12 protein-coding genes are annotated in these 17,522 nt (G+C 59.1%); 4 read left to right on the top strand and 8 right to left on the bottom strand.

The window, feature by feature from the left end; all coding sequences use genetic code 11:
- The first annotated feature begins 192 nt into the window (after positions 1-192).
- Positions 193-3,645 carry a transcription-repair coupling factor gene (gene mfd, locus ACWF8S_RS06905; protein WP_447556113.1) on the top strand — a complete coding sequence of 1,151 codons (3,453 nt, stop codon included), beginning with the start codon at positions 193-195 and terminating at the stop codon, positions 3,643-3,645.
- A gap of 95 nt (positions 3,646-3,740) precedes the next feature.
- Positions 3,741-4,880 carry a L,D-transpeptidase family protein gene (locus tag ACWF8S_RS06900; RefSeq protein WP_447556112.1) on the top strand — a complete coding sequence of 380 codons (1,140 nt, stop codon included), beginning with the start codon at positions 3,741-3,743 and terminating at the stop codon, positions 4,878-4,880.
- Between the two features lie 175 nt (positions 4,881-5,055).
- On the opposite strand, the gene ACWF8S_RS06895 is transcribed toward ACWF8S_RS06900, so the two are convergent.
- The 5 genes from ACWF8S_RS06895 to ACWF8S_RS06875 all read right to left on the bottom strand — a co-directional run bounded on the left by ACWF8S_RS06895 (position 5,056) and on the right by ACWF8S_RS06875 (position 12,711).
- Entirely contained in the window at positions 5,056-5,319 is a 264-nt protein-coding gene (locus tag ACWF8S_RS06895; RefSeq protein WP_447556111.1) for an Lpp/OprI family alanine-zipper lipoprotein, read from the bottom strand.
- 228 nt (positions 5,320-5,547) lie between these two features.
- Complete coding sequence (locus tag ACWF8S_RS06890; protein ID WP_447556110.1) at positions 5,548-6,177, bottom strand: L,D-transpeptidase family protein; 630 nt, start codon at positions 6,175-6,177, stop codon at positions 5,548-5,550.
- 308 nt (positions 6,178-6,485) lie between these two features.
- Positions 6,486-6,947: a DUF6586 family protein gene (locus ACWF8S_RS06885; RefSeq protein ID WP_447556560.1), complete on the bottom strand. Its 462-nt coding sequence runs from the start codon at positions 6,945-6,947 to the stop codon at positions 6,486-6,488.
- Positions 6,944-9,571 carry a type I DNA topoisomerase gene (topA, locus tag ACWF8S_RS06880; protein WP_447556109.1) on the bottom strand — a complete coding sequence of 876 codons (2,628 nt, stop codon included), beginning with the start codon at positions 9,569-9,571 and terminating at the stop codon, positions 6,944-6,946. The genes ACWF8S_RS06885 and topA overlap by 4 nt, the downstream gene beginning before the upstream one ends.
- Positions 9,572-9,906: 335 nt before the next feature.
- On the bottom strand, positions 9,907-12,711 hold the full coding sequence (locus tag ACWF8S_RS06875) for a DUF3141 domain-containing protein (RefSeq protein ID WP_447556108.1): 2,805 nt from the start codon (positions 12,709-12,711) through the stop codon (positions 9,907-9,909).
- A 208-nt stretch (positions 12,712-12,919) separates the two neighbouring features.
- Here ACWF8S_RS06875 and ACWF8S_RS06870 point away from each other — a divergent pair, with 208 nt between their 5' ends.
- Both ACWF8S_RS06870 and lipA read left to right on the top strand, forming a co-directional pair.
- Positions 12,920-13,909 carry a LysR family transcriptional regulator gene (locus tag ACWF8S_RS06870; protein ID WP_447556107.1) on the top strand — a complete coding sequence of 330 codons (990 nt, stop codon included), beginning with the start codon at positions 12,920-12,922 and terminating at the stop codon, positions 13,907-13,909.
- Positions 13,910-14,103: 194 nt separating this feature from the next.
- Positions 14,104-15,156: a lipoyl synthase gene (gene lipA, locus ACWF8S_RS06865; protein WP_447556106.1), complete on the top strand. Its 1,053-nt coding sequence runs from the start codon at positions 14,104-14,106 to the stop codon at positions 15,154-15,156.
- A 76-nt stretch (positions 15,157-15,232) separates the two neighbouring features.
- On the opposite strand, the gene lipB is transcribed toward lipA, so the two are convergent.
- From lipB to ACWF8S_RS06850, 3 genes are all read right to left on the bottom strand, one after another.
- Positions 15,233-15,892 (bottom strand): lipoyl(octanoyl) transferase LipB, encoded by a 660-nt coding sequence (lipB, locus tag ACWF8S_RS06860; protein WP_447556105.1) that lies wholly within the window; start codon positions 15,890-15,892, stop codon positions 15,233-15,235.
- Positions 15,892-16,203 carry an HP0495 family protein gene (locus tag ACWF8S_RS06855; protein WP_447556103.1) on the bottom strand — a complete coding sequence of 104 codons (312 nt, stop codon included), beginning with the start codon at positions 16,201-16,203 and terminating at the stop codon, positions 15,892-15,894. Before ACWF8S_RS06855 ends, lipB begins: the two co-directional genes overlap by 1 nt.
- Positions 16,204-16,321: 118 nt before the next feature.
- Positions 16,322-17,521 (bottom strand): D-alanyl-D-alanine carboxypeptidase family protein, encoded by a 1,200-nt coding sequence (locus ACWF8S_RS06850; protein ID WP_447556102.1) that lies wholly within the window; start codon positions 17,519-17,521, stop codon positions 16,322-16,324.
- Position 17,522: the final 1 nt, after the last annotated feature.

Here is a 17,522-nt window from a genome sequence, read left to right as displayed (position 1 = left end):
ATCAGCGCGTATTATCCGGGCCTTACATCAAGGTCGCAATCAAAGGATAGTCGCACACCGTGTAGGGGTATTACAGAAACACCCATTTGACTACAAACGCGAAAACCGGTTAGGCGCGGACGTGCGCCCCTCTAATTGGCGGGGCGTATCGTGTATGATTCAGCTTTTGTTCAAGCGCAAGATACTCTGACTATGGCCTCTTTCTCTCTGCTCGACCCGCCCGAACCCCAAGGGATACGCGATACGCTCTACCTGACGTCGCCGTCGGGCAGTGCCACGGCGCTTACCCTCGCCCGGATCGCCAACACGGCTCCCTTGCTGGTCATCACTCCCAGCACGGCCAGCGCCCAGCGTCTGGAGCAGGATCTGTCGTTCTATAGCCGCGTGCCCGTTCTCCCCTTTCCGGACTGGGAAACGCTGCCCTACGACAGTTTCTCGCCCCATCAAGATATCGTGTCCACCCGGCTGCGCACGCTCAAGCTGCTCCAGGATGGCGTGAAAGGTATCGTCCTGGTGCCCATCAACACCCTCATGCAGCGACTGCCACCGGTGGATTACATTGCCGGGCGCGTGTTGACGCTTGAAGCGGGTGCCACTCTCGAGCGCGAGAGCTTTCGCGAGTCGTTGTCTCGAGCCGGATATCGGGCAGTGGAAACGGTGTATGAGCCGGGTGAATACGCCATGCGTGGCGCAATCATCGACCTTTTCGCCATGGGCATGGATGAGCCGATTCGCATCGACCTCTTCGATGAGGAAATCGACACGCTGCGCCATTTCGACCCGGCCAATCAGCGCTCCACGGAAAAAGTCGACAAGATCGAGCTTCTCCCCGCCCACGAATACTCGCTGAGCCGCAGCGCCATTGCCTGTTTTCGCGAACAGTTCGAGACGCTTTTCGACGTCGACCCGCGTCAGTGCCCGCTTTACAACGACGCGCTCAAGGCGATCCCTTCCCCCGGGCTCGAACACTATCTGCCGCTGTTTTTCGAACAGACGGCCTCGCTTTTCGAACACGTCACCCCCGACACGCGGGTCGCGCTACTTCCCGGCGTATTCGAAGCCGCCGAGCAGCACTGGCAATCCATCGAGTCACGCTTCGAGAATCTCGGCGTGGATCCGACCCGGCCGCTCCTGCCGCCTCACCGTGCCTTCATCCCGGTGAACGAGGTTTTCTCGGCCGTGAAAGAGCGTCCGCGCCTTGAGCTTGTCAGCGAACAGACGCCTCATCGCCACGCCCACACCCCCGACGCCCAGGCGCTGCCGACGCTTGCGATCAATGCCCGGGCAAAAGAACCCCTTGGCGCATTGACCAATTTCCTGACCGGCCACCCCGACACCCGCGTGCTGTTCGTGGCGGAATCCCGTGGTCGCCGGGAGGCGCTGGAAGAGCTCTTAGCGCCGCTGCATATCAAGCTTCCCCACGTGGAGAGCTTCAGCGCGTTTCTGGAAAACGACGACCGAGCGGCCATTACCGAGAGCCTGGTAAGCAGCGGCCTGTGGCTTACCAAGCCCAGCGTGGCAGTAATCAGCGAAACCGAACTCTTTGGCGATGTGGTCCGCCAAAGCCGCCGCCAGGAGAAGGCGACCGACGACAACGAGCTGGCCGTCCGCCATCTGTCCGAGCTCAAGGAAGGTGCGCCGGTCGTTCACCAGGCCCACGGCGTGGGACGCTACCTGGGGCTCGAGGCGCTGGAAGCCGGTGGCCAGGCCAACGAGTTTCTGGCGCTGGCCTACGCAGATGGCGCCAAACTCTATGTGCCGGTGGACAGCCTTCATCTGATCTCGCGCTACAACGGTGCCGATGACGAGCACGCCCCGCTCAACAAACTGGGATCGGATCAGTGGGAGAAGGCGCGGCGCAAGGCCGCCGAGAAAATCCGTGACACCGCCGCCGAGCTTCTGGATATCTATGCCCGCCGTGAAGCTCAGAAAGGCACCGTGTACGCCACGCCGGACGAAGAGTACAGCCGCTTTGCCGGAAGCTTCCCCTTTGAAGAGACGCCGGATCAGAAGGCCGCGATCGAAGCGGTGATCGGCGATATGGTGTCCCCTCAGCCCATGGATCGGGTGGTGTGCGGCGACGTGGGCTTCGGCAAGACCGAAGTCGCCATGCGCGCGGCCTTTCTGGCCGTGCAGTCCGAGCGCCAGGTGGTGGTGCTGGTACCCACCACCCTGCTTGCTCGTCAGCACTTTGAAAACTTCCGCGACCGCTTTGCCGACACCGCCGTGAACATCAGCCTGATTTCGCGTTTCACCAGCGGCAAGGAGATGACCAAGACCCTTGAAAACATCAAGGAGGGGCAGGCCGACATCGTCATCGGCACCCATAAGCTTCTCTCCAAGAGCGTCGAATTGCCCAAGATGGGGCTTTTGATCATCGATGAGGAGCATCGTTTCGGCGTGGCCCAGAAAGAGAAGCTCAAGACCCTGCGCGCCGAGATCGACATTCTGACCCTCACCGCCACTCCGATTCCGCGCACGCTGAACATGGCCATGAGCGGCATTCGCGATCTCTCCATCATTGCCACGCCACCGGCTCGCCGTCTTTCGGTCAAGACCTTCGTGCAGCAGCGCAATGAAAGCCTGGTCAAGGAGGCGCTTTTACGGGAGATCCTGCGTGGTGGTCAGGTGTACTTTCTGCACAACGAAGTGAAGACCATCGAGAATACCGCCGAGCAGATCCGCGAGCTGGTTCCCGAGGCACGCGTTGGCGTGGCACACGGCCAGCTGCCCGAACGAAGCCTTGAACGGGTGATGTCGGATTTCTACCACCGTCGATTCAACGTACTGGTATGCTCCACGATCATCGAGACCGGTATCGACGTACCCAGCGCCAATACCATCTTGATCGAGCGCGCGGACAAGTTCGGCCTCGCCCAGTTGCATCAGCTGCGCGGACGCGTAGGACGAAGCCATCACCAGGCCTATGCCTATCTGCTGACGCCGCCGCCCAAGGCCATGACCCGCGATGCGGTGAAACGCCTTGAAGCCATCAGCGCCTCCGATGACCTGGGTGCCGGCTTCCAGCTCGCAAGCCATGACATGGAAATCCGCGGGGCGGGCGAACTTCTGGGTGATGAACAAAGCGGCCAGATGGAAACCATCGGCTACTCGCTTTATATGGAAATGCTCGATCGTGCGGTGAAGGCCATACGGGCAGGCAAGACGCCCAATATCGATGCGCCGTTCAATACAGGGCTCGAAATCAGCTTAAACCTACCCGCATTGATCCCCAATGACTATATTCATGATGTACAGCAGCGCTTAGTCATGTATAAGCGCATTGCCAATACCCAGGACGACGCCGAGCTCAAGGAGCTTCAGGTGGAACTGATCGACCGCTTCGGGCTGTTGCCGGATGCGCTCAAGAATCTGATACGTCAAACCAGGCTGCGTCACCGGGCCGAGCCCTTGGGAATTGCACGCATCGAGGCTTCCAGCAGCCGTGGACGGATTCTTTTTGCAAGCGACACTCAAGTGGACCCGCTGACGCTGGTAAAATTGATTCAGACCTCACCCAACCACTACCGGCTGGATGGCTCCGACACCTTGAGGTTTGAATTCGAGATGGAAAAAACCGAGCAGCGCTTCGAAATCGTCGAAAACCTGCTGGGCCTGCTGAATCAAAAAGTAGCGGCGGCATGAACCTTGGGGCAAACTTGGATCCAAGCTGCCTATATAAGCGGACTGGCTCGAATCAAGACGCGATTTAGCGGTGGATTAACTCAACAGGAACAACCATGACTATACGACGCACCTTCAGCCTTTGGGGGCCCACCAGCTTGGCAGTGCTGTTAGCTGCCAGCTTGACCGGGCCAGTTTACGCACAGAATGCCGACGAACAGGCATCCAATGCCACACCCACCCTGGAAGGCGACGCCATTGCCAGCGCCGATCAGATTGCCGAGCAGCGCGAACTGCCCCGGGGGCATTTTCGTCTGCCGGAAGAGGGTGACATCATCGGCGATTACTACACCGTGAAGGTGCAGGATCACGATGAAACCCTGATCGATATCGCAAGACGTCACAATATCGGCTATGAAGAAATTCGCATGGCCAACCCGGAGGTCAGCCTGTGGGTACCCGGTGAAGGCACTGAGGTGGTAATACCGGCTCAGTACATTCTCCCACCGGCCCCCCGAGAGGGTGTGGTGGTGAATCTGTCCGAGCTGCGTCTTTACTACTACCCGGCGGATAATCCGGGTATCGTCGAGACCTACCCGGTCAGCGTGGGCCGCGAAGAGTTCGCGACTCCGGTGGGCATGACCCGCACGACCGTGAAGGTGAAGGATCCGGCGTGGTCCCCTCCCTCCTCCATGCGTCGTGAAGCCGCCGAACGCGGCGAACCGGCCCCCGAGGTAGTGCCCGCCGGTCCGGACAATCCCCTGGGCCGTCACGCGATCCTGCTGGCCATGCCAAGCTACCTGATCCACGGCACCAACCGCCCGGACGGCGTAGGCATGCGGGCCAGCCGCGGCTGTATCCGCATGTACCCAGAAGACATCGAATCCCTTTACGAGCGGCTTCCAAGCGGCACGCAGGTGAACCTGATGGATGCGCCGTTCAAGGCGGGCTGGGGCGCTGATGGCACGCTCTTTGTACAGTCCTACCCGCAGCTCGAGGAGAACGTGGGCGATTTTGAACCACTCCTCAATGCCATCGAGCGCGTTGAAGCGCTGACCGGCGACGACGTCAATGTGGATTACGCCCAGGTGAAGCACGCAGTGGAATCGCCCAATGGCCGCTTCGTAGCGCTTTATGGCCCCCAGGCGCCCGCCATGGAAGCCGAATCTCCGGCAGAACAAGCCCCCTCTCAGCGTCAGGGGATTTTCGAGGAAGTGGAGCTTAGTGCCGCCATCGAAAACGACGGCGACGCCTGAAAGAGACGCCAGAAAGACTTGGTGACTATCGTCTCAGCCTGGGTACCAGCTTGCGATAGTCACCATGAACCGGTCTTGATCGACAGCCGGCCATAAAAAAACCCCGCACCAGGCGGGGTTTTTTACACCTTACGCAGACCGCTGAGCTATAGAATGCTCAGTGGTCCATGCAGAATTACTTCTGCATGGAGCGCTGGAACTGACGGCTCATTTCTTCACGGCTTTGCTCGGTCATCTGCAGAGCAGCTTGCGCATCGCGCTGAGCCTGGTTAGCAGTGTTCAGAGCCTGTGAAGCCATGCTGCGAGCTTCTGCAGCGTCAGCCTGGGCAGATTCAGCAGTCATGCGAACTTCTTCAAGAGCGCTGGTAGAAGCACAGCCAGCCAGAACGGCCAGAGAAGCAGCAGCAGCGGTCATTTTCAGAGCAGTCTTGATAGTCATAATGTTCTCCTTGAGTCTTCCTTGGGTACTACGTTGAAGGCATAACAAAACGTAAGGCTAGAAGGTTAGCTTAGTTTTGTCTACCTGCGGTGCAGGTTCTTTTTCAGTGACTAACGCCAATGACTTACGTCTTAACGTTCAAGTCAAACGCTGTTTTATATTAGACCACAACGCTTGTCTATAGCCACCTTTTTAAAACCGCGAACTTCCTTATGCATCACGGCCATACTAGCGGATCACGACGCGAGTGCCAACATCTACAAGCGACGCAATACGATCGATTTGTTCATTGTTCACCGCCACACACCCCTGGGTCCAGTGATAGCGCCCATGAATGTCCGGGTCGGATGAACCAATGCCGTGTATGCCGATAGCCCCCCCCAGTGCGGTATTCTGCGGCGGGTAACCGTAGCGGCGGTACTCATCGAAGTAGGCCTCGTAATCGGCCTGGGAATAAATGCCTTTCTCGAGCGCCATTCGGGCATGAGGGGGCGTAGGATAATCGATACCGATAAAAATACGCCACCGACTTTCGCGATTGAACCGGTAAATTCGAAACTCGCCCAGCGGCGTTGTGCTGTCCCCTCGTACGCGATGGGTCCTCGCACCACCGGTACCCCGTGAAATCGGCGTGAAACGCTCGATCAGGGCGTTTCCGCGAAAAATGCTCAACACGCCTTCTTTATCGTCGATCAACACCCAGAGTTCATTGCTATGGCGTGGCACCGCCGCCCGACTGAGCAGCGTTTCCACGAGATCACTGGGCTGATACTCGCTCACAGGAGAAGAGACAGTCGCACCGGCCACGGCAGGCCAGCCCATGGCAAGTGCTAAAAAGCGACGGCGGTTTACAGGCATCTGACAATTCTCGGTACAGGCCGGAACTACTGGCCGACAGGTATTGATGGCTTGGCACGTTTATACCCTATTGCCGCCGCCGCTGTCAGTGCCCGACCGTGAAAAAGCTGCTGGGCTATCGCCAGGAGCCACTAGTGCTCATGAGGGTCCTGGGCCCATGTCCTCAAGCCCTTGACCTGGTGGTGGTGTATCGAATCTTTCCGCATGATCGGTCGTTGTCATCAATGACAACGCTGACAGCTGACACTCACCAACTACGCCTTTCAGGGCAGCTGGGTAGAGAAAAGTTTCGAAAACCGGCGATCAGGCTACCACTCCTGGCTAGTCTCACGCAGCGCAGCCATTTCCCGTTTGGCCGCCTGAAGCTGATGGGTGAGTGCCTGCGCCAGCGGTGCTTCACCTTCCAGCGCGATCATGGCCGGATTGTGTACCGGCCGTCTGGCCGCTCCTTCATCACCATGCAGTTTTAAAAGCTTGCCCACCAGCCAGTGAAGCCAGCTCTCGGGCTGCCCTGCCAGATCGCGCAGGCGGGTAAGCTCGGCCACTTCCGGGCCGTCCGGGGCCAGGAGTACCTGCCAGAGGTGGGTATCCAGACGAGCATGCTCGGTCACCTCGTCCAGAAAGGAATTCAGCGCGAGTTCAAAGAGCGCCAAGGCGCCCTCCTCGATTGCCATCTGCCGGGCAACAGCCTGCTCGTCGTCCTGGACGGGCGTCTGGATCAAGAGCTCTGCCTGGTAGAGCAACTGATTGGTGCGCGCACGAGCCATCACTTGCGCTTGTCCTCCACGTGCCATTTACCGCCTTCAAAGGTTGCCTTCCAGCCGGTGGCCTTGCCCTCTTCATCGGTCATCACGTACTGCTCTTTATTCTTGCGCGAATAGCGAATCTGCGTCGGCCGACCATCCGGGTCTTCGCTGGGCGCCTTGAGAATGAAGTGATACTTTTCCGGCAGCTCGTCCCGGTGTGCCTTCAACTCCTTGACCAGGGGCGGGCGCGTCTCGCGGTTCTTGGGAAATTTGCTGGCAGCCAGGAAAAGCCCGCTCGCCCCGTCGCGCAGCACGTAGTGATCGTCCACTTTCTGACAGGCAAGCTCCGGCATCGGAATGGGGTCCATCTTGGGAGGTGCCACCTCGCCGCTTTTCAAGAGTTTGCGGGTATTGCTGCATTCGCTGTTGGTGCAGCCGAAGTACTTGCCGAAACGACCGGATTTGAGCTGCATGTCCGAGCCGCACTTGTCGCACTCGATGAGCGGTCCATCGTAGCCCTTGATCTTGAACTTGCCGTGCTCCACGGCGTAGCCGTCGCAATCCGGGCTGTTGCCACAGATATGCAGCTTGCGCGTTTCATCGATCAGATAGCTATCCATCGCCGTACCGCACTTCTCACAGCGCCGCTTGGCGCGAAGCGCATCGGTTTCCGCCTCTTCACCAGCGTCATCCGCCACTACTTCATCGCCGGGAATCAGGTCGATGGTCGTCTTGCAGCGCTCCTTGGGCGGCAGGTTATAGCCGCTACAGCCCAGAAAGACACCGGTCGAGGCGGTGCGAATCTGCATCTTGCGGCCACAGGCCGGGCAGTCGATATCCGTGGGTACGGGCTGGTTGGGCCGCATTCCCTCTTCGCTTTCGGCCTTGCTCAGCTCCTGGCGAAATTCGCTGTAGAAGCTGTCCAGAAGCGCCTGCCAGTTGCGCTCGCCTTCGGCCACTTCGTCGAGGCTGTCCTCCATGCGCGCGGTGAAGGAGAAATCCATCAGATCCGGAAATGACTCCTTCAAGCGCTCTGTGACGATATCGCCAAGCTTTTCGGCATAAAAGCGCCGGCTTTCCAGCTTCACATAACCCCGGTCCTGGATGGTCGAAATGATCGCGGCGTAGGTTGAAGGACGCCCGATACCCTGCTTCTCGAGCTCCTTTACCAGACTCGCCTCGGTATACCGGGCGGGGGGCTTGGTAAAATGCTGTTGAGGGTCGAGCTTTTCAAGCGCCATGGGGGTATCGATGGGAAGATCCGGAAGGCTTTGATCTTCATTCTTGCCGGCAGGTTTCATCACCCGGGTATAGCCATCGAACTTCAGTACGCGCCCTTTTGCCCGCAAATCATAGCCGCTCACTTCCACGCTCAAGGTGCTGGAAAGATATTGTGCCGGCACCATCTGACAGGCCACGAACTGGCGCCAGATCAACTCGTAAAGGCGCTCGGCGTCGCGCTCCATACCGGCCAGGTCGCTCGCCTTGCGTTCCACGTTGGAAGGCCGGATCGCTTCGTGCGCCTCTTGCGCGCTCTCCTTGCTCGAATAGCGATTGGGAGACTCCGGCAGATAGCGTTTGCCGAATTCACTTTCAATATAATCACGCGCACTCTCCACCGCATCCTTGGAAAGGTTGGTGGAGTCGGTACGCATGTAAGTGATATAGCCCGCCTCGTAAAGACGCTGGGCCATGGTCATGGTCTTTTTCACCGAATAACCAAGCCGCCCGCTTGCCGCCTGTTGAAGCGTGGACGTAATGAAGGGGGCGGTGGGCTTGGAGCTGGTCGGTTTATCTTCGCGATTGGTGATCGCAAGCGAGGCACCGCGCAGCGCTTCAATGCGCGAAAACGTCTCTTTTTCCGACGTTGGACGAAACGCCTGGCCATCCTGGCGCGCCAGGGTGAAGCGTACCGGCTCACCGTCCGGCGATACCAGATCGGCATGAACGTCCCAGAACTCTTCAGGAATGAAGGCACGGATATCGCGCTCACGCTCGACAATCAGGCGTACCGCTACCGACTGTACACGCCCCGCCGAAAGGCCACGCGCTATTTTTGCCCATAAAAGCGGCGAAAGCATGAAGCCCACTACCCGGTCCAGAAAGCGCCGCGCCTGCTGCGCTTCCACCCGGGGAATGTTCAAGGAACCCGGGGCCTTGAACGCGTCCTGAATGGCATTCTTGGTAATTTCATTGAACACCACGCGCTTGTAGCGCGTATCGTCCCCGCCAATGGTTTCGCGCAGGTGCCAGGCAATGGCTTCCCCTTCGCGGTCCAAGTCCGTTGCCAGATAAACGGCGTCCGCCTTTTCCGCGAGCTTTTTAAGCTCCGCCACCACTTTCTCTTTACCGGGCAGAATTTCATACTGCGCCTGCCACCCGTTGGCCGGATCGATTCCCATGCGTCGGATCAGCTGATCCTGGGCCTTGCGCTTTTTATACGCTGCTTTCTCATCCGGTGAGAGCTTGCGCGTAGCCGCAGCCTGGCGAGCACGCTCTTTCGGATCGGCGGCTGCCTTACCCGAGCCGCTGGTCGGTAGGTCACGTATATGGCCCACGCTCGACTTGACGATAAAATCGTCGCCGAGATATTTATTGATCGTCTTCGCCTTGGCGGGCGACTCGACGATGACCAGTGACTTGCCCATAGTGCTCCACTTCCTGTTGCTTGAGCTTTAAAGCCTACGCTCTGAATACGTACCGCGTTAAAAACGTGTCGGCGGTGTGAAAAATGCGCCTACCCTACCCCAGCCCTTACTCCAGCGCCAGTAGCCCGACGAGAACCAAGTGTACTTTATAAAACCAGGCGTACTTTATAAGTAGGGGCGTATGTTCGGCTTTGCAAATTTTGTTGCAAGGTAGCTAGACACTAGACTGCCGCCTGACACTCGGCAACCCAAAGCACCAAAACAAACAAAACGCCCCCGGCAATGCCGGGGGCGTCAGAGAGAACCGGCGCCAGGGCCGGGCCTTCATGCCATGTTCAGCGCTTGGTCCGGGGCTTGCGCGTAACCGTGGAACGCTTGACAACGCTCCCTTTAGTGTCGCTTCCCTGAGAGCCTTCGGGCTTGGCACTCTGGGGCGTCGCACCTTTGGTCTTGGCTGCCCCCGTGGGCTCTGCCGCGCCCTTGGATGGCTTGGCGCCCTGGGCTTCGCTCCCACTGCTGGACGCCGTCGTAGCCTGGGAAGCCGGCGCCTTTTTGGGCTGCGTCAAATCCTTGGGCTGCGCTGAGCCTTCCGTTTTGGTCCCCCCCTTGGACTGCGCCAAATCTTCCGTCTTCGCCGAATCCTTGGACGCCACGGCAGGTTTGGACTGCGTCGCAGCCGGCTTGACGTCATCCGGCTTGCCCGCTGGCGAAGCCGAGGCCTGCGCAGCATCGGCGCCCGACTTGCCCTTCCCAGCCCCCTTGGCATTTGAAGCCGCGGGCTTGGCGGGTTTGGCCGCGGGCCGCTGTTCATCGCCGGACACGCCTGACTGGTCTGCCAAGGCACGTGCTTCAGGCTCATCGACAGCCGGCTTTGAAGAAACATCGCGCTCCGGGCGGCGAGCCTTGCCGAACAGAGCCTTCACCTCATCAAAGCGCTCTGCCCCCCGGGCACTCAGCTCGCCACTGGCAGCAAATACCTGAGCAAGATGCTGCACATGCTCATCGAGCGCCTGGTTGCTTTCGCCTTCCAGCAGCTGCGGTATCGAATCGAGCGCATTATCCCGGTCAAGCTTGAGAATGAAGAACTGCTCGCGCACCACGCGCTTGAACTCGTTGAGCGTGACTCGCGGCTCGAGTTCCGCACGCGAGGCCCGCAGGCGCTTGAAGTTACGCTCATCTGTGGCCGGGGCACCACCCAATACGTAGATGATCGAACGAACCACCGCCTCGATTGGCCCGCCCTGCTTGATCTTCTCACGAAGCTCTTCCTTGCGGTGCTCGATAAAGCGAAGATGTTCGGGCTCAGCCCCGGGCCGGCGGCGATGCACATGGGCGTCGCCATAGAGTCCTACCGCCGCCTGCAGCTGTGGCTGGCCGTAAATGGCCATGAACATCTTTTCGGTGGTGCTGTCACGCATGTCGCGAAAGGCGTTCAAGCCATCGACGATCTGATCCGAAGCGAAGGACTCGAAGGTCTTGAAAATATTGTCTTCACTCACCTCGGTACGATTCTGGCGCACCGCGTCGGCCATCATGGGCAGAAATACCGTCATCGGATTACGGTCCGACATCAGCCGGTAGCCCAGACGGATCGGATGCATTCGACGCATGAAACGAGCCGACTCCGGCGTGATCGCCGCGCGAATCAAGGGCTGCAGGTAGAGCCGGTAAAAGCCCAGGTTGATTTCGGAAATGCGTGCCACGGTAGCAAAGCGCCGGTCATCCTCGGGACGATGCTGTACTTCTACATCCAACTCTTCAAAGTTTCTCGACTTGAACTCCAGAAGATAATCGCGCTCGATGAGTTCGGCGTCTTCACGATCACTGGCATGGGAAATCGTCGTCTCGTAGAGCCCTGGCGGCATGACGTCGATGTAATCCATATTGGCGGTGAATTCGGAATGCTCCTTACGCGAGACGCTGCCGGAAACGAAAATGCCCAGGTGCCCGGTGGTATCGTGCATGCAGTAGATGATGGTCTGCTCGTTGGCGATGATGTCCTCTTCGCCTTCGTAAAGATCGCGTATCCAGCCAAGCGCCTGAGGAGGCGGTGTAATGTCGTCGCCTCGGGAACAGAACACCACCACCGGCGAGCGCAGGTTGCGAAGATCGATTCGCCGACCATCTCGGGTCACCAGTTGCGCGGTAGAGAGCCGGTTGCCGACGAACAGATTATCGACGATGTACTGGATCTCTTCACCACCGAGAATCACATGACCGCCCCACCAGCGTTCGAACTCCAAGTAGCGCGGGGATTCGGTGTCCACATTGGCGTACAGGTGATACTGTTTTTTCCAGTAGGTATTGGCCGGGTTCAGACGCTCGAAGTTTTGTACGAGCCACGCCCCGTCGAACTGGCCGTTACCCAGATCACTTGTCAGCGCCGTGATCCAGCTTCCCCCGGACATGCCGCCGGTATAGCGCATCGGCGCCTTGCCGTGCTCGCCGGCCCAGTAAGAGAGTGGTGCGCCGGCAATCAAGATGGGGCCGAAAACGTCGGGCTCCAAAGCGGCGGCCATCATCAATTGCCAGCCCGCCTGACAGTTGCCGACCACCATGGGTTTTTCGGTGATATCCGGATGAAGCGATATCACATGGCGCAGGAAGGCCACTTCCGCCTCGACCACGTCTTCAACCGTCTGACCGGGTTCCGGGTAGGGTAAAAAGCCGATGAAGTAGCAAGGATGCCCCGCCTTCAGGGCCACGCCCAGTTCGCTGTCGGGTTTGAAGCCCCCGATGCCGGGCCCATGGCCCGCGCGCGGGTCGACCACGACAAAGGGCCGCTTCTTGGGATCGACCTGAGTACCTTCGGGGGGCAGCACGCGCAGTAATTCATAGTTGGTGGGCTGCTTCAACGTTCGCCCATCCAGCAGCACTTCGGTCTTGAACCCCAGCACGTTGGGCTTGGTCTGCTCCATGTGCTCAAGGTACTGATTGCCACGCTCGCGCATCACGTCCCAGTAGAGAATGCTGCGCTCCACGCTGTCGCGCCAGTAACTGGCGGCGGCCCGGCCAAAACCGAACGGGTCCATCATGCTGGTCAAGGCTTCTTGACCGGGTAAGGTAAAGCTGTCCTGCGTGCGCTGAGTGTCGACGTTCAACCAGCGGCCCGGCAGAAAGGGATTAGCGAGAAAGCTCATGGGTTCTCCCAATGGATTGATACAAGACGCTCATCCAGGCAACACGGGATGCTGCAATGCAATATAGTCTAGGCCAAACCTGTCAGGCCGTCGATAAAGAAGTACCGATAAAGACGCCGCCCCCTATTGGTGGTAGCATTTCACATCTTACTGCGCCGCCTGCTTCACATTGTCAAAAGCCGACATCTTAATGAATTGAGGGGTTTACATGACGTCACCCAGCCTGCTCAATCGCCTTACCTTTCGCCAGCTTCAGGTCTTCCAGGCGGTCTATCAAAAGCGTTCCTACTCTCGCGCCGCCGAGCAGCTCGGTCTGACACAGCCAGCGGTCAGCCTGCAGATTCGCCAACTGGAACACGCCCTTGGCGAATCGCTTTTCAAGTATGCGGGCAAAACGCTTTACACCCTGCCGGCCGCCGACACGCTGGCCGTTTCCACCCGGGAAATCATCGGCCAGCTCGCCAGGCTTCAGATGAATCTCTCCGATCTGAACGGCACCATCAAAGGCGAGCTTAACCTGGCCGCGGTCTCGTCAGCCCAGTACGTGGTGCCTTATCTGCTTGCTCGTTTTCGCGCTCACTATCCCGATGTCACCATACGCCTGAAAGTGTGCAACCGAGGCCAGGCACTGGAGCGTCTGGTCGAGCAGCGCGACGATGTCGTCATCATGGCCATGGTGCCCGAGGACGATGGCCTGTCAGTCATGCCGTTGCTGGAGAATGAGCTCATCCCCGTGGTCTGGCCCCGCCACCCGCTGCTGGAGTTGCACGCCCCTACGCTCAACGACTTCGCTCGCCACTATATATTGATGCGCGAGCCGGGTTCCGGTGTGCGTAACGCTTTCGAGCAACTGGCTGCAGACCAGGAAGTGGGGCTTGCCCACCGCATCGAGCTCGGCTCCAACGAGGCGATCAAACAAGGCGTCATGGCGCACCTGGGGGTGGGAGTATTACCCCGCATGGCGGTCAAGCTCGAGCTTGAACACCAGTTGCTTGCAAGCCTTGCGCTCCCTCATTTTCCCATTCGCCGGGCCTGGTGTGCAGTCAACCGCCGCGATCATTTCCTGTCGCCGGTGGCGGAGCTTTTCTTGCGCTTTACCCGGGAACACCTGAGCGAATATCGTCGCTATTTCCAGATGCTGGCCACTCCGCTGCCTAGTCACGGCGTCTCCTGCCTGCCGTTTCTGTCAACTCCCTAACCTCGATTCTCCGGCCTGAATACGCTGTTTTGCCCCCGGGCAAATATGTTACATTGGAACTACTACCTACGTCTTATTGAACACATGTCTTGTTGAACGTAGATACTGCGTACTTGAAAAACGCCGGTGGCTGGCCATGCGCGGCCTGGGTGTTTTTCGATGTAGCCCGTTGCACAGTAGAGAGGCGCTTTTCTATGAGCAATACCCCCACACAGCGTGTGCCCAGCGGCGAGAAGTTTCGTAACGAACGCGGCACCACGGTGATCAAAGATGGGATGAAGCAGCGCAAGGAACAGCCGCAAGCCCCATCCCTCGAGCGCAAACCCAAATGGCTACGCGCACAGATTCCTGCGGGCGAGCGATTCGAAGCGGTCAAGAAAAACGTCGCCACCCACCGATTGAGCACGGTGTGCGCGGAGTCTCACTGTCCCAACATGGGCGAATGCTGGAGCAACGGGACGGCTACCATCATGCTGATGGGTTCGGTCTGCACTCGGGCATGCCGTTTCTGCGCCGTGGATACAGGCAACCCGAAAGGCTGGCTGGACGCGGAAGAGCCCGAGAACACCGCCAAGTCCGTCGAGTTGATGGGACTTCGCTATATCGTTCTCACTTCGGTGGACCGGGACGATCTGGACGATGGCGGCGCGGCCCACTACGCAAGCTGTATTCAAGCGATCAAGGCGCGCACGCCCGACGTGGTCGTGGAAGCCCTGACGCCTGACTTCGATGGAGAACCTGCGGCCATCGAGCGCGTGGTGGATTCAGGCCTTGAGGTCTTTGCTCAGAACGTGGAAACCGTCGAGCGCTTGACCGGGCGCGTTCGCGATCCCCGCGCCGGCTATCGTAAAACACTGGATGTGCTGGCCTACGCCAAGAAGCATCGTCCCGACGTCATTACCAAGACGAGCCTGATGCTGGGCCTTGGCGAAACCGATGAAGAGATTCTTCAGACCTTCGACGATCTACGTGAAATAGGCGTGGACATTGTTACGCTGGGTCAGTATCTACGCCCGACGAAAAACCACTTGCCGGTGGAACGCTGGGTCAGCCCGGAAGAGTTCGACCGCTATCGTGTGCTGGGCCTGGAAAAGGGCTTCATGGAAGTGCCTTCCGGCCCGCTGGTACGCTCGAGCTACCGGGCGGACAAGGTGTTCGAGAAAAACAACCTAGGCCTCGCCTCACCGGCGGCCGTACCGGGACAGGAAAAGGACACAAGCCGCATCCCCGCCTTGAACGTCGGGTAAGACGACAACGACGTGTCCTTCATCGAAAGGGGCCTGACCACCAGCGGTCAGGCCCCTCTTGTTAGGGTCGAGTCGGTTATGGCCTACTCTGAGGCGCCAGACGACGATCGAGAATGCGCGCCAGCGCCAGCGCCAGCTTGCCACCTACTTCGCCGGGGTCAGCAAGGCCGACCAGATCGCCAAGACGGGTGACCGGCATGCCCGCATAGCCACAGGGGTTGATTCGCGCGAAGGGAGCAAGATCGGCATCGACGTTCAAGGCCACTCCATGGTAGCTCGCCCCCCGGCGGATACGCAGCCCCAGCGAGGCAATCTTGGCCTCTCCCAGGCGGGTGGCCACATACACCCCTGGCGCATCCGGACGGGCGCGGGCACTGACACCATACTCGTCGAGTACGTTGATCACCGCATTTTCCAGGGCACTGACCAGATCGCGCACACCGAGTCTGGCCCGGCGTACGTCCAGAAGCGGATAAAGCACCACCTGTCCCGGGCCATGGTAGGTTACCTGCCCGCCCCGGTCGGTCTGCACCACGGGAATATCCCCCGGCATCAATAGGTGCTCGGGCTTGCCGGCCTGGCCCTGGGTAAACACCGGGTCGTGCTCGAGTACCCAGAACTGGTCCGGCGTATGCTCGTCGCGGGTATCCGTGAGCGTGCGCATGGCCTGCCAGATGGGCTCGTAAGGCTGGCGCCCCAGGGTGTAAAGCTCGATGGGCGTATCGGCACCTGACATCAGACCACCATGTGCACGCGACCGGTTGCCTTGAGCTCTTCAAAAAGCGCGCTCAACTGCTGCTCGCCGGTCGCCTTTATCGTGACACGCACCGATTGAAAACGACCGTTGCGGCTGTCCACGACCTGCATGGCGCTTGCGTCAAATTCCGGGTCGTACTTCACGAGAATCTGGCAGACGCTGGCGGCGAAGTCCTCGGCGGCGTCCCCGACGACCTTCAGCGAATAATCGCAAGGAAAGGTTATCTTGGGGGGCTCGCTCACGCTGGGGGTTCGAAGATCACGTAACCCTTTTTTTGCACCCTTGTTCATAGCCTGCCTTCAATTGCCAAGTTTTGATTAACACGTTTTGCTAAACAAGTTTCGATTGCCGAGTAGAACACGCGCCCCGGGGGGCCGGAGCGCGTCAAACGAACCGGAACTTATCGGATCAGTCGGTGAAATTGCCGATCAAGCCGCTGAAAAAGCGGCGAACCTGATCGAACAGACGCTTGAAAAGACCGCCCTCTTCAACACTTTCGAGCGCGGTCAATTGGCGCTCACCCACCATTTCCTCGCCCAGATAGACCTCCAGGGTACCTACCTCATCGCCCACGGCCACCGGCGCCTGGAGATCCTGATCGAGATTCAGACGAGCACGCAGCTCTTCGTTACGATTACGCGGCAGGGTCATGAAGACTTCACCGTCAACGCCAACACGCAGTTCGTTGGTTTCGCCGCCCCAGATGCGGGGAGTGGCCAGTACCGCGCCACGCTCGTAGAGTTTCATGGTCTCGTAAAAGCGGAAGCCATAACTTAGAAGCTTCTGTGTTTCCTGGGCGCGCGCTTCTTCAGAGTTGGTGCCCATCACCACCGAGATCAAGCGCATATCATCGCGTTTGGCGGAGGATACCAGGCAATAGCCCGCCTCGGTCGTCCAGCCGGTTTTCAGACCGTCCACGGTAGGATCACGCCACAACAGACGGTTACGATTGGGCTGGTCGATGCCGCTGAAGGCAAAGTTACGCTGGGAGTAGATCGCGTAATGCTCGGGGTAGTCATTGATGATGTGCTGGGAGAGCAGCGCCAGATCCCGAGCCGAAGAGTAATGATTCTCGTGAGGAAGACCGGTGGCGTTCTCAAAGTGGGTATTGCGCATGCCCAGGCGGTCGGCATGCTGGTTCATCAGGTCGGCAAAGGGAGCCTCCCCGCCGGCCAGGTGTTCGGCCATGGCAACGCTTGCATCGTTACCCGAAACGATAATGATGCCATGGAGCAGATTATCGATCGATACCCGATCGCCTACTTCGATGAACATCTTGGAGCCGCCGGTTCGCCAGGCGGTTTCGCTGATATTCACCATGTCTTCCATGTTGATGGTACCCCGGTCCAGCTCGCGCTCGACCAGATAGGCGGTCATCAGCTTGGTGATACTTGCCGGCGGCAGGCGCTCATCGGCGTTGTGCTCGACCAGCACGCGCCCGCTGTTGGCATCCATCAGAATCCACGAGCTGGCAGCCAGCTGCGGGGCGGCCGGAATGATGGTCTGCGGCTGGGGAATTACCTGGGCCGTGGCGGGCAGGGCCACTGCGGTCACCGTGGCAAACAGACAAAGCCGGGCGGAACGGCGAATCGCATTGAAAATAGTCATT

The organism is Vreelandella xerophytica (assembly GCF_968048975.1).
The sequence above is the reverse complement of the archived record's forward strand: the minus strand, read 5'-3'. Positions and strand labels throughout refer to the sequence as shown.

Bases quoted from the DNA above. Each gene is read 5' to 3' on its own strand.
- ACWF8S_RS06895 (WP_447556111.1), bottom strand. From the start codon at position 5,319: ATGACTATCAAGACTGCTCTGAAAATGACCGCTGCTGCTGCTTCTCTG.
- lipA (WP_447556106.1), top strand. From the start codon at position 14,104: ATGAGCAATACCCCCACACAGCGTGTGCCCAGCGGCGAGAAGTTTCGT.
- ACWF8S_RS06855 (WP_447556103.1), bottom strand. From the start codon at position 16,203: ATGAACAAGGGTGCAAAAAAAGGGTTACGTGATCTTCGAACCCCCAGC.
- lipB (WP_447556105.1), bottom strand. From the start codon at position 15,892: ATGTCAGGTGCCGATACGCCCATCGAGCTTTACACCCTGGGGCGCCAG.
- mfd (WP_447556113.1), top strand. From the start codon at position 193: ATGGCCTCTTTCTCTCTGCTCGACCCGCCCGAACCCCAAGGGATACGC.
- ACWF8S_RS06900 (WP_447556112.1), top strand. From the start codon at position 3,741: ATGACTATACGACGCACCTTCAGCCTTTGGGGGCCCACCAGCTTGGCA.
- ACWF8S_RS06850 (WP_447556102.1), bottom strand. From the start codon at position 17,521: ATGACTATTTTCAATGCGATTCGCCGTTCCGCCCGGCTTTGTCTGTTT.
- ACWF8S_RS06890 (WP_447556110.1), bottom strand. From the start codon at position 6,177: ATGCCTGTAAACCGCCGTCGCTTTTTAGCACTTGCCATGGGCTGGCCT.
- topA (WP_447556109.1), bottom strand. From the start codon at position 9,571: ATGGGCAAGTCACTGGTCATCGTCGAGTCGCCCGCCAAGGCGAAGACG.
- ACWF8S_RS06875 (WP_447556108.1), bottom strand. From the start codon at position 12,711: ATGAGCTTTCTCGCTAATCCCTTTCTGCCGGGCCGCTGGTTGAACGTC.
- ACWF8S_RS06870 (WP_447556107.1), top strand. From the start codon at position 12,920: ATGACGTCACCCAGCCTGCTCAATCGCCTTACCTTTCGCCAGCTTCAG.